13 protein-coding genes are annotated in these 12,282 nt (G+C 65.7%); 6 read left to right on the forward strand and 7 right to left on the reverse strand.

All coding sequences use genetic code 11. From position 1 onward, the window contains the following. Positions 1-30 precede the first annotated feature (30 nt). From BV210_RS03560 to BV210_RS03575, 4 genes are all read right to left on the reverse strand, one after another. Positions 31-273: a hypothetical protein gene (locus tag BV210_RS03560; RefSeq protein WP_077205313.1), complete on the reverse strand. Its 243-nt coding sequence runs from the start codon at positions 271-273 to the stop codon at positions 31-33. Positions 274-492: 219 nt separating this feature from the next. Then, positions 493-2,433: a molecular chaperone DnaK gene (dnaK, locus tag BV210_RS03565; RefSeq protein ID WP_077205314.1), complete on the reverse strand. Its 1,941-nt coding sequence runs from the start codon at positions 2,431-2,433 to the stop codon at positions 493-495. Positions 2,434-2,609: 176 nt separating this feature from the next. Then, on the reverse strand, positions 2,610-3,317 hold the full coding sequence (locus BV210_RS03570) for a nucleotide exchange factor GrpE (protein WP_077205315.1): 708 nt from the start codon (positions 3,315-3,317) through the stop codon (positions 2,610-2,612). A 67-nt stretch (positions 3,318-3,384) separates the two neighbouring features. Next, entirely contained in the window at positions 3,385-3,987 is a 603-nt protein-coding gene (locus BV210_RS03575) for a hypothetical protein (RefSeq protein ID WP_077205316.1), read from the reverse strand. A gap of 111 nt (positions 3,988-4,098) precedes the next feature. Here BV210_RS03575 and BV210_RS03580 point away from each other — a divergent pair, with 111 nt between their 5' ends. Then, a complete protein-coding gene (locus tag BV210_RS03580; RefSeq protein ID WP_077205317.1) occupies positions 4,099-5,532 on the forward strand; it encodes a DEAD/DEAH box helicase family protein in 1,434 nt (477 codons plus the stop codon). On the opposite strand, the gene BV210_RS03585 is transcribed toward BV210_RS03580, so the two are convergent. Next, entirely contained in the window at positions 5,529-5,945 is a 417-nt protein-coding gene (locus BV210_RS03585; RefSeq protein ID WP_077205318.1) for a hypothetical protein, read from the reverse strand. The genes BV210_RS03580 and BV210_RS03585 overlap by 4 nt on opposite strands. Before the next feature lie 83 nt (positions 5,946-6,028). On the opposite strand from BV210_RS03585, the gene BV210_RS03590 reads away from it, so the two are divergent. The 3 genes from BV210_RS03590 (at position 6,029) to BV210_RS03600 (ending at position 8,578) form a co-directional block, all read left to right on the forward strand. After that, positions 6,029-7,528: a DUF790 family protein gene (locus BV210_RS03590; protein ID WP_077205319.1), complete on the forward strand. Its 1,500-nt coding sequence runs from the start codon at positions 6,029-6,031 to the stop codon at positions 7,526-7,528. A gap of 36 nt (positions 7,529-7,564) precedes the next feature. Next, complete coding sequence (locus tag BV210_RS03595; protein WP_077205320.1) at positions 7,565-7,984, forward strand: VOC family protein; 420 nt, start codon at positions 7,565-7,567, stop codon at positions 7,982-7,984. Positions 7,985-8,053: 69 nt separating this feature from the next. After that, entirely contained in the window at positions 8,054-8,578 is a 525-nt protein-coding gene (locus tag BV210_RS03600; protein ID WP_077205321.1) for a hypothetical protein, read from the forward strand. A 15-nt stretch (positions 8,579-8,593) separates the two neighbouring features. Here BV210_RS03600 and BV210_RS03605 read toward each other — a convergent pair whose 3' ends face one another. Together BV210_RS03605 and BV210_RS03610 are read right to left on the reverse strand one after the other, a co-directional pair. Beyond that, positions 8,594-9,235, reverse strand: a complete 642-nt coding sequence (locus BV210_RS03605) for a hypothetical protein (protein ID WP_077205322.1) — start codon at positions 9,233-9,235, stop codon at positions 8,594-8,596. A 194-nt stretch (positions 9,236-9,429) separates the two neighbouring features. After that, complete coding sequence (locus BV210_RS03610) at positions 9,430-10,398, reverse strand: phosphoadenosine phosphosulfate reductase family protein (protein WP_077205323.1); 969 nt, start codon at positions 10,396-10,398, stop codon at positions 9,430-9,432. A 140-nt stretch (positions 10,399-10,538) separates the two neighbouring features. Here BV210_RS03610 and BV210_RS03615 point away from each other — a divergent pair, with 140 nt between their 5' ends. Together BV210_RS03615 and BV210_RS03620 are read left to right on the forward strand one after the other, a co-directional pair. Beyond that, positions 10,539-10,784, forward strand: coding sequence for a hypothetical protein (locus BV210_RS03615; RefSeq protein WP_077205324.1), 246 nt, complete (start codon positions 10,539-10,541; stop codon positions 10,782-10,784). A gap of 125 nt (positions 10,785-10,909) precedes the next feature. Then, positions 10,910-12,028, forward strand: coding sequence for a hypothetical protein (locus tag BV210_RS03620; RefSeq protein ID WP_157525786.1), 1,119 nt, complete (start codon positions 10,910-10,912; stop codon positions 12,026-12,028). The last annotated feature ends 254 nt before the right edge of the window (positions 12,029-12,282 follow it).

Consider the following 12,282-nt stretch of genomic DNA (forward strand, 5'->3'; position numbering starts at 1 on the left):
CGGGTCCGTCAACGCGGCAGCCAGTCCGCCCTACGACCGCAGGTCCGCGTCGAGAACCATCACGACCGCAGCGAACAACACCCCGACCGCCACGATCGACGGCGATACCGCACCGAACACCGGCGTCTCCCGGACCACCTTCTGCACCGGAACCCCGAGCCACGCCACCGCCAACACGAAGACGATTCCCCCACCGACAACCGCGACCCCACCGCAGTACACCAGCCACTTTGTGGTCGCTACAACCCCCACCAGCATCTCCCGACCGTCCATCGTTTCGAGTTCAGTTTCTGACAACCAAAAGTATTATCCTGAATATATGTATGCCTTTATAGTCAGCCACAGCGCGACACGTTCCGCTCGACTTCCGAGCCGACGAAGACTCGTCATTTCAGTCCTCGTCCACCTCGAAAAACTCCCTCCGGTCGTTTTTCGAGACACCGATAGACTCACTTCGTTCGTCTATCGAGCCGACGAAAGCGACTCCTCGTGTTACTCGTCGTCGCTTTCGTCGACGTCCTCGAAGTCCGCATCGACGTACTCCTCGTCGCCGCCGTCCGCACCCGGACCAGCACCGCCCGGGCCGGGACCGGCTCCCGCACCGGGACCAGCACCCGCAGCGCCTGCGCCGCCGGGACCAGCACCGCCGGCAGCCTGCTGGGCCTGCTCCTGGTACATCTGCTTGCCGATCTCCTGCAGTTCCTCCGAGAGACTCTCGGTCGCCGATTCGAGGGCGTCCGACGCCGTCTCCAGTTCCTCACTGTCGACGTTTTCGTACTCGTCGAGGGCCTCCTGCACGCGGTCGATCTCGGCCTCGATATCGCTCTCGAGCTCCTCGTCGATCTCCTCTTCGTTCTCGTCGAGTAGCTTCTCCGCGCGCTGGATGGCCGACTCGGCCTCGTTACGTGCCTCCACGAAGTCGCGGCGCTTCTGGTCTTCCTCGGCGTGTTCCTCGGCTTCCTCCTGCATCTCCTCGATCTGCTCGTCGCTGAGGCCCGCGCCGCCCTCGATGGTGATCGACTCGGCGTTGCCCGATCCCTTGTCCTCGGCCTCGACGTTGACGATACCGTTCTCGTCGATGTTGAAGCCGACCTCGATCTGGGGCGTTCCAGCCGGAGCCGGGGGGATGCCTGTCAGCTGGAACTCACCCAGCAACTCGTTCTCCTCGGCCATCTCGCGTTCGCCCTGGAACACCCGGACCTGCACGGAGGTCTGGTTGTCCGCGGCCGTGGTGAAGATCTTCGACTCCTCCGTGGGAATCGTTGTGTTCTTCTCGATCAGGCGCTCGAACAGGCCGCCCTTGACCTCGATCCCGAGCGAGAGGGGCGTCACGTCCAGCAGGACGATGTCGTCCACGTCGCCGGAGAGGACACCACCCTGAATGGCCGCACCCAGCGCGACGGCCTCGTCCGGGTTGACGTTCTTCTTGGGCTCCTGGCCGGTCAGTTCCTCGACCTTGTCCTGGATCATCGGCATCCGGGTCGAGCCACCCACGAGCAGGACCTCGTCGATGTCGCCCTTGGCGTAGCCGGCGTCCTCGAGGGCCTGCTCGGTCGGGCCGACCGTTCGCTCCACGAGGTCCTCGGTCAGGGACTCGAACTTGGCGCGGGTGATCTTCTGTTCGAGGTCCTTCGGGCCGTCGTCGTCGGCCGCGATGAAGGGCAGGTTGACCGTGGTCTCTTTGCGGTTCGACAGTTCGATCTTCGCCTCCTCGGCGGCCTCGGTCAGCCGCTGGAGGGCCTGCCGGTCGTCACGGAGGTCGATCCCGTGTTCGGACTCGAACTCGTCGGCGAGGTAGTCGATGATGGCCTCGTCCCAGTCGTCCCCACCGAGGTCGTTGTCACCGTTGGTGGCGACGACCTCGTAGACGCCGCCGCCGAGATCCAGAATAGAGACGTCGAAGGTACCGCCACCGAGGTCGTACACCAGTACCGTCTGGTCGGACTCGTCGTCGAGGCCGTAGGCCATCGACGCGGCGGTCGGTTCGTTGATGATGCGTTCGACCTCGAAGCCGGCGATCTCGCCGGCGTCCTTCGTGGCCTGGCGCTGGCGGTCGCTGAAGTACGCGGGGACCGTGATGACGGCTTTCTCGATCTCGTCACCGAGATACTCTTCCGCGTCGCGTTTGATCTTCTGGAGGGTCATCGCCGAGACCTGTTCGGGGGTGTACTCCTCCCCGTTCATCTCGACGGTGTAGTCGTCCTCGCCCATGTGGCGCTTGATGGACTGGATCGTGTTCTCGGGGTTCTGGACGGCCTGGTTCTTGGCCGGCTTCCCGACGAGTTGCTCGCCGTCCTCGGTGAAGGCGACGATCGACGGTGTCGTCCGCTCGCCTTCGCTGTTGACGATGATCTCCGGGTCGTCCCCCTCCATCACCGCGAAAGCGCTGTTGGTGGTACCGAGGTCGATACCGAGAATCTTGTTGCTCGCCATTGTTGTCCCCACCTACCGGTCTGAATCGGTTAAAAGTTGCTAGATTAGAGAGAGTCGAACCCGACCGCTCCCAACTGCTTCCGGCGTTTTAGTCCACGACGCCGGACAGTGACCGGGAGTTATATTACGTACCGCATTCAGCGCGGAGCGGGACGACCCCCGCTCCGCTATCGGCGTCACTCTTCGCTGACGGTGATCTGTGCCGCCCGGATCACCTTCTCGGCCATCTCGTAGCCGGGACGGTGGACCTCCGCGATGGTACCGGCTGGCTGATCGGACTCGACACGGAGCAGAACCTCGTGGCGCTGAGGATCGACCTCCTCGCCCGGTTCTGGGTCGATCTCCTCGACGTTCTCCTGTCGCAGTTCCTCGTCGAACTGGCGCAGCGTGGCCTCGATGCCGTCCCGGATGTCGGCGTCCTCGTCCTGTTCGAGCGCTCGTTTCAGATTGTCTCGCACGTCGAGCAGGCGCTCGACCAGGTCCTCGGTGGCCCGCTGTTTCTCCTCCTCGCGGCGCTTTTTCATCCGCTTCTTGTAGTTCTGGAAGTCCGCTTTCGTCCGGGCGAGTTTCGACTCCAGTTCGTCGGCTTCTTCCTCGCGTTCCTGTACCTCCGATTCCAGTGAGTCGACGCGCATCCGGAGCGACGCGATCTCGTTGGCCAACTGTTCGTCGTCTGTGGACTCGACGCGGTCGAGCAGGTCGTCGCCGGCCTCGAACTCCGCGGTACCGTCGCTCTCGTCGTCGTCCTCGGCCACGTCGTCGAGCGTCTCCCACTCGTCGGCCGTGGTCTCGTCGGCGGACACCTCGTCGGGGGTTGCGTCCGCCGCGTCCTCGGGTGCCGACTCGTCGGCGTCGTCCGTGTCGGAGGCGTCCTGCTCGCTCATGTCCGGACAGTGCCCACCGACGGGTAAAAGGGTTCAGAAATCCGTCCCGGCAACCGGACGCCACGGTTCACGGCCGGACTGCGAACGCGTCCGGATTGTACCGCAACGCGTCCTCGACGGCCCGCCAGTCGCCCCGATCACTGAGGGCGTACCGGGCGAGCGCCGGGTTGCGGATCAGTTCGAGTTCGGCCAGCCGCAACCTGTCGGGCGCGTACAGATCCGCCCAGTCGAGCCGTCGCATCCGTTCCTCCCGGTCGCTCTCGGCCTCGAACGTGAGCCGTCCGCCGTCGACCTCGATGGTCCCGAACTGGTACCGCGTCCACGCGAGATACTCGTCGAACGGCACCGTCTCGGTCGGCTCGCCCTCACGCCGGTACTGGGCGCGAAACCGCTGGTGTGGCTCGTCGCCTCCCCAGAGGTGTCCGCGCGCGAGGAGTTTGACCCGCCCGTCGGTCTCGACCGCGAGGTGGTAGTCGATCCGTACCCGGTCGTACTCCCGCGTCCGGAACGCCTCGGTCACCGACGGCCCCTGCAACAGCAGTTTGTCGGTCCGCTCGAACGGGCGGGGCGTGTCCAGCGCCCGCTCGTAGACCGACGTACACGACCGCTCCGCCGTCGCGTCCCCGGCCCACGTCTCGGGGTCCGTCTCGTGCGGGTCGACCCAGGGCATACCCGTGGCTACGAGTCGGCAACATTTGTCGATTTCGGCGCATGTGGTCGACCACGGCGATCTCGGTCGGCAGACGGTGGGTTCTTTCGGACCCCCGACGTAGCCGCGGCCGTGCTGCGGTTGACCTTCGAGGACGGGACCGTTCGACTGGCCGGCGACGTACCGACGGGGCTGCCCGGCGTCGAACGCGACCCGCGCTCACAGACCGGGCGCGCACCGGCGGTCCGGTACCACGAACTCCGGCGGGCGCTCGACGACCGCGGCGTCGAGTACGAGGACCGCGTGCTCGACCGCCAGTCCCTCGATCTGTCCGCCACCTACGAACTCCGCGAGTACCAGCGGGACGCCCTCGACGCCTGGCTGGACACGGACGACGCGGTGAGCGAGGGAGCAGACGGTGGCGGCGACCGCCCCCCGGCACCGCGGGGCGTCCTCGAACTCCCGACGGGGAGCGGGAAGACCGTCATCGGCATCGAGGCCATCGAGACCCTGGGCGTGCCGACGCTCGTGGTGGTCCCGACCATCGACCTGCTGGAGCAGTGGCGCGAGGAACTGAAGCGGGAGTTCGACGTACCGGTCGGGCAGTTCGGCGGCGGCGAACAGCGGGGCGAGACACTGACGGTGGCAACCTACGACTCGGCGTACCTCCGGGCCGACGACGTTGGCGACCGATTCGGCCTGCTCGTCTTCGACGAGGTGCACCACCTCGGGGGCGAGGGGTATCGCGACATCGGTCGGCTGTTCGCCGCGCCCGCCCGCCTCGGTCTGACCGCGACTTTCGAGCGCCCCGACGGCGCACACGAGGTGATCGAAGACCTCGTCGGCCCGGTCGTCTACCGCCTCGACGCCGACGACCTCGCGGGCGACCACCTCGCGGAGTACGACCTGAAACGGATCGAAGTGGCGCTCACCTCCGAAGAGCGCGAGGCCTACGAGCGCGAGCAGGGAACCTTCACCGACTACCTCGCCCAGTCGAACATCCAGCTGCGGAGCGGGAGCGACTACCAGGAACTCGTCAAGCGGTCGGGAACCGACCCACGAGCCCGGGAGGCGCTACTGGCCAAACAGCGTGCCCGCGAGATCATGATGAACGCCGACCGCAAAGTCGAGGAACTGGCGGGCATCCTCGACCGCCACCGCGAGGATCGGGTGATCGTCTTCACCGCCCACACCGACCTCGTCTATCGCCTCTCCGAGCGATTCCTCGTTCCGGCTATCACGGGAGAGACGGCCGCCGACGAACGCCGGGAGATCCTCTCACGGTTCCGGGAGGGGACGTACTCGACGGTCGTGACGGCGAACGTCCTCAACGAGGGGATCGACGTACCCGACGCCAACGTCGCGGTCGTCCTCTCGGGGAGCGGGAGCGAACGGGAGTTCACCCAGCGACTCGGGCGGATCCTCCGGCCGAAGGAGAGCGAGGCCGGCGGCGACGGGGACGGTGACGACGGGGACGGAGACAGAGCGGGACCAGGACGCGCGCTCCTATACGAAATCGTCAGCGAGGAGACGGCGGAGGAACGGGTCGCCCGGCGGCGGCGTTAGTCCTCGATCGGCCGTTCTTCGAGGTCGAAGTCCAGGTTCGAGCCCTCCCAGAACTCGTCGTATGGCACGTCGAGGGTAATCTCGGTCGTCGCGGTTTCGTTCGCGCCGAGGACGAGATCGGTCGATCCCGCGACGGACCGGTTGCCGATCTGCCGGGAGACTGACACCCGGACGCCCCGTTGCCGGTCGGCCTTGTTCCACACCTGCATGTCGACGACAGTGGTGTTGTCACCGGCCCGTGTGTCCCAGGATGGGACCGAAAATCGGTTCGGCTCCGGCGTCTCGACCGACTGGCCGTCGCCGGCGTCCAGATCGCCGGCAGGGGACTGGGGCGTGGGCCGCGGAGTGTTCATACAGCCCGCGGTGAGGGCGGCGACCACCACGAGCGCACACAGGACATGTCGGCGATTCATAGAGGTCGGTCGACAGCGGCGGGGCATGAATCTTCTCTCTCGGACTCCCCGGGTTTTTGTCGCTGTGTTGCCTCCGACAAGCCGTGCTGACCAAGGACCTGCTCCGGGTGTCCCGGGCCGGCGGCGGCTACCAGCCCCGCTTCGCCGACGCCGACGACGAAGCGCTGTCGGCCCGCGTGATCGGCGTCTTTCAGGGCCACCTCGACCAGTCCCGCACGACTCTGGAGGACGCGCTCACCGACCTCGAACGCGAGGCCGACGACTTCAAACTGGTTCGGGGCTTCACGAAACTCCTCGAACGCGAGGCCACGTTCGAGACACGTGCGCCGGTCGACCCCGAGCGTGCCCGCAAAACCGCCTTCGAGGCTGCCACAGCGGTCGGTGTGGTTACCAGCGAGGAGCGCCAGCAGGCCCTCGCGACCGCGGCCGACCGCCTGGACTGTACCCCCGAGGAGGTCGAGACCTCGCTGTACGCAGACCGCGAGTGCGAGCAGGTCCTCGCCGATCTGCAGGCTCGCTGGGACCCCGCCGACCTCGTGACCCAGTACAACCTCTCGCTGGCCCAGACCGCGCTCTTCGACGCCACCGAGGTCCGGGTTCGATCGTCGGATCCCAAAACCGTCGTCTCGGCGGTCAAGCGACTCCGCCTGATGTACGAGATCAGGCGGACCGACGAGGGCCGGGAGGTGGTCGTGACGGGACCGGACGCCCTCTTCCGTGCGACTCGTCGCTACGGCACGCGCTTCGCCCGCCTGCTCCGGACGGTCGCCGGCACCGCCGAGTGGACCGTCTCCGCGACCGTCGACGACCGCGGGACCGACCGCGAGATGGTCCTGACCGACGCGGACGTGTCGGTGCCGGACGCCGAACCCGTGACCGAAATGACATTCGATAGCGGCGTCGAGGCCGATTTCGCCACCCGGTTCCAGTCGCTGGATCTGGACTGGGATCTCGTCCGGGAACCCGAACCGCTCGCGGCGGGTGCCCACGTCGTCATCCCCGATTTCGCCTTCGAGTACAAACACGCCGACTTCCGCGTGTTCTTCGAGATTATGGGGTTCTGGACGCCCGAGTACGTCGAGAAGAAACTCGACCGCCTGGCCGACCTCGAATCCGTCGAGTTGCTCGTCGCCGTCGACGAGAGCCTGGGGGTGGGCGAGGAGATCGAGGCCCGTGACCACCGCGCGATACCCTACTCCGGAACGGTCCGGATCAAGGACGTTCGGGACGCGCTCCGGCGCTACGAAGACGAACTCGCCGCCGACGCTGCCGCCGACCTCCCCGACGAACTCACACCCGACGAGGACGCGATCACCCTCGCCGAACTGGCCGACCGCCACGGCGTCAGCGAATCTGCCCTCGAAGGCAAGATTTTTTCAGAGCACGAGCGGGTGGGACGGACGCTGGTGCGGCCCGCGGTGCTGGAGACGCTTGAGAAAGAGATCGAGGAGGGAATGGCGCTGTCGGAAGCCGAGGGGATTCTGGAAGAGTGCGGTATCGACGACGCCAGTGCGGTCCTCTCGCGGCTGGGATATCGCGTAGAGTGGGAAGGGCTCGGCGGCGGCACCGTGAGAGAGAAGTAACGAAGCGGTTTTGCCCCGCTCGGCGAATGGGGCGGTATGCAGGACCTCACGGCGCACCACGTCGGACTCACGGTGTCGGATCTTGACCGGGCGGTCGCGTTCTACCGGGACACGCTCGGCCTCGAACTGCTGTCGCGGTTCTCGGTCGGTGGCGACGAGTTCGCGAGCGGCGTCGGCATTCCCGGAGCGTCCGCCGACTTCGCGCATCTGGACGCCGACGGCGCGCGCGTCGAACTCGTCGAGTACGAGCCGAAAGGCGACGAGTCCGCCCACGCGCGACTGAATCAGCCCGGCGCGTCCCACTTCGGACTGGAAGTCGAGGATCTCGACGCCTTCTACGCCGACCTGCCTGCGGACGTGCCGACCATCAGCGAGCCACGAACTACCGAGAGCGGGACGCGAATCTGTTTCCTGCAGGACCCCGACGGGCATCTGGTCGAAGTGCTGGAACTGTAGTCGCTGGCGAACGATCACTCGGTCGAACGGACCACAAAACACGTACCGCCCCGGGTGAGAGGTGGCAGCATGCAGCGCCGCGCACTGGTCGGAGTCCTCGCCATCCTGGGGATCGTCGCCGTCGGTGCGGGGGTCGCCGCCGTCGTGTTTCCTGCGCTGTCCGGTGGCCCACCGAGCGTATCGACGGTGTCGGACCCGAACCCCGACGGTGAAGTCGGCGGTCTCTACAGCGGGACCAGAACCGATCCGGAGAGCAGCGTCCGAATCGGCGACGGCGCGGGCGGTCTGCCGATCCTCCTCTGGAACGATGCGGCGACGAGGCGGACACTGCTGGTGCGACTCGTCCACGAGGAGAGTGGCGAAACGCTCGTCGACAGGCAGGTCGCGCTCCCGCCCGACGGGACGTATCTGGTCCGGCTTCTCCACCCGGACCGCTATACGCTGACGGTCGGTAGCGAGGCCGACGAACGAACGAGGACCCTACGAGTGACCGAGGCGGATTTCCGCTGTAGCGACCAGCGAACGACGATCCGGGTCCGGGAGAACGGGACGGTGGCGTCGAGGACGCAATGGGAGGAGGTTGCCTGTGACTGAGAGCACGACACGGCGTCACACCGGTCGGACCTCGAAGGAGATGAGACTGACTGGAATGTCAGCCAGTTCGACGCCGTCGGGCAGGTCGTCGGCGCTCTCGGGGACGTACCCAGCCGGAAACGCGTCGACGGTGTCGGGGACGACGAACCCCCAGGTCGCGTTCCGGGCGGCCGTCTCGTCGAAGGGAAGCAGCGGACGAATCCGATCGTACGTGACGGTGCCGTTCCGAGCGGGCGTGAAAAACGAGTCGTCGGTCGATACGTCGGACTGGTCCCCACGATCCGGCACGATCACGCCGTCGAAGCCGTGGTCGTCGATCACGGTCGCCACTCGGTCGTCGCCGGCGATCACGAGGTCGAGTTCCCAGCGGTCGACCCAGCGCGCGACGAAGGCGTCGTCGGCGACGGGATCGGCCAGCACGACCGGCGGGAGCGGGTGGTCGCGGTCGTCGGCCACCTCGCGGACGAGATAGAGTGCGAGCGTCGAGTCCCGGTCGCCGGACCAGACGACAGCGGGTGCGTCGTAGGTGGCGAGCGCCTCTCCGACCGTGTCGCTCGCGCGCTCGAACTTCGCCGCCAAGGTCGGGTAGTCCGCGGGTGTTTCGCCAGCCCCGTCGGTGTAGTCGATGCCGGAATCGTCGGCAACGCCCTCGGTCATTAGGGACGGCTGTGAGTGGCGGTACCGTCAGTGTTGCGGACGTGTGGTGCTGTAGAAATTAGCATCCGCGGCGCGGAGCGCCGCGGTTCACTCGACGCTCGGCTTCGCCTCGCGTCGAGGTCGTTTTTATACTAAATTTTTGCGACGAGTGGTGACGCGCGGAGCGCGTCACCCGAGGACGTAAAAAGTTAGGTTCACATGTAGCCGAGGTCGCGCAGGCGCTCCATCAGGTCCTCCTTGTCCTGGGCGCGGCCGGCGCGCTCGGTCGTGTTCTCCATGTCCTGCAGCCAGGCAGGCTCCTCGGCGGATTTGTCGGTGCTCACTTCGCTACCCAGCGAGCGGAAGCCGGCGAAGTACTTCGGGCTCACGGGCAGGTCGTCCTTGGTGAGGTCGCCGGGGATGTCGTCCTGACCCTGCGGGACGTAGCCGTCGTCGGGGTACTCGTCGACGGTGTCCGGGACGACGAAGTGCCAGTAGGCGTTCCACACGTCGGGTTCGGCGAACTGCAGGATCGTCTGGATCCGGTCGTGGGGCGGGTAGATGTCCGGGTCGTGACGCGCCGAGAAGAACGTCTCGTCGGCGCGGGCTTCCTGTTCGTCCCAGCGGACGCCGGAGAGGATACCGTCCACGTCGTACTCCTCGATGGCGTCGTTGAGGGCGACGGTCTTGAGCAGGTGGTTGCCGACGTAGGTGTCGAGCAGGAACGGGAAGGTGTCCTCCTCGTACTCCAGAATGTTCCGGATGTGGTGCTGGTTGTGCTCGGAGAGTTCCTCGACCGGGATGTCGTCACCGGGAGTCAGGCCGTTCTCCTCGACGTACTCGCCCACGTCCTCGTTGCGGGCGTAGATGAGTTCCAGATCCCACTCGTCGGCCCACTTCTCGACGAAGTCGAACAGCTCGTCGAAGTGCTGGTAGTGGTCGATGAACACCGCCGGGGGCACCTCCAGGTCGTACTTCTCGGCGACTTCCTTGATGAAGTAGAGGGTCAGCGTCGAGTCCTTCCCACCGGTCCACATCACGACGGGGTTCTCGTACTGTTCGAGACCCTCGCGAGTGACCTCGATGGCCTTCTCGATCTTGTCCTCGATGGTCGGGTAATCCGACGGATCTTCGCCTTCACCGTCCGTGTAATCGACGTCCAGGTAGTCGGGGAATTCCGCCATGGTGTAATGAGATGTAATTAGCCCCCGGTAAGTGTTTTTCGGGATGCCAGCAGCATGGGGTGGAGTACCAAAACCGAACGGCCGGCAGGAAGCCACTCGCGGGCCCCTGAATTTTAAAGGCGGCCGCCGTAGGCCGAGGCATGAGTGAGTTGCAAGCGGAGTTGCGAGCGGCGTTCGAGGACGAAGGATACGACGTGGACGACGTGACGGTCAACCGCGATCAGGTACGGATCGTTCTGCTGACCGAGGGGGAAAGCGCGAACGATCTCGAAGCGATCGCCTACGGCGTCGTCGACGAGGACGACGTGCTCACGATGAACGTGACGACCGAACAGGTCGACGGGCAGGGACTGAGTACGGTCGTGTCGTTCCGCCACCGGAACTGAGCGGCCGCGGATCGCGGCGGCCACCCGCGACCACCGACGGATCCGGGCGTGACAGGAACCGCCGGACAGTGTTCACGTTTCGAGAGAATAGCAGGTATTTTACGATAGTTCGTTGACGTGTACGCATGCGACGATCGTCGCTGCTACTGGTAGTTGCAGGATTGGTACTGTTGGCAGGCTGTTCCGGGCTCACTGGCACCGAGACACCGGTGAATACGGGGGAAACGGAAAGCGGTGCCGCCGCTGTCGACGTGTCGACGACGCTCGACGACGAGGCCGTCGCCGGGGTCGGCTACGCCGTCACGGTGGAAGCGGTAAACGAGGGTGACGCGGCCGGGAACCACACGGTCGATCTCAGCGTCGACGGAGAACAGACCGTCTCGAAGACGGTCCGCGTGGACGCGAACGCCCAGCGGAGTGTCACCCTTCGTCACGTCTTCGAGGAACCCGGCGAGTACACGGTCGAAGTCGCCGGCGAGTCGACGACGGTGACGGCCATCGAGAATCCGCTACCGCCCGCTCGCGAGCGGATGCAAAACGTCGATACCATCGTGACGGAGGAACGCCAGTCGATGAACCTCACACTCCAGGGTCAGCAGAGCGGTCGGATGACCATGCGAGGTGAGGGGACCGGGAGGTACGACATGGTTCGCAATCGGTCCTACACCAGCATGGAGAACGACATCGAGTTCGGCGGGTTCAGTTTCGCCCAGCAGGTCGACACGTGGTACGCGAACGGGACCGAGTACGAGCGGAGCAAGAACGAAAACGAGATCGAGTACGAGTACGAGACCGAAGAGACGACGTTCGACGACGTGGCACCGGACTTCGACATCCCGCTCGAGATGACCAATCAGTCGCGGGCGAGAGTCACCGACGACACCGTGATCGTCAGCGGGAACCTCGACAGTCTCCTGGGACTTGCAAGCATCTTCGGCAACGCCAGTGACGGGCCGGGCGAGAACGCACTCGAGAAGTTCGAGTCGATGCGCGTCGAGATCGGCGTCGACAGGGAGACAGAGCGGATCTCCTACGTCGAATTGGACGTACAGGTGAACGGACTCGAGGTCACCGGCTCCACCGGCAGCGGGAACGTCACGATGCACACCGAATTCGTCGAGTTCGATACACAGGTCGACACGGCAATCCCACAGAGCGTCCGCGAGAATACCGTCGGGGGCGGAGAGACGCCCGACACCAGTACAGGGCAGGCGAGTTCGACGACCGCATCGCTGGCGGACTGAGTTCACGAAGAAATCCCAGCATCGAACGCGGCGTCAGCTACTGAACGTGTTGTCCCGCCAGGTGACGCCGGTTGCCCCGTCGTCCGATGTGGGCTCTTCGACGCCGGTGACGGATGCGGGCCGGTCGCACCGTCGACGATGCATGTCGCGTGGCGTTCGCCGTCGATCGGCGGGACGTAGTTCGGCCGCGGAGAGGGGCGTTCCGTCCGGAAGGCGTTTCGTTCCGGGCCGGTAAAAGGCCAATAACTACCCCT

Origin of the sequence: Halorientalis sp. IM1011 (assembly GCF_001989615.1) — an archaeon.
Taxonomy (GTDB): domain Archaea; phylum Halobacteriota; class Halobacteria; order Halobacteriales; family Haloarculaceae; genus Halorientalis.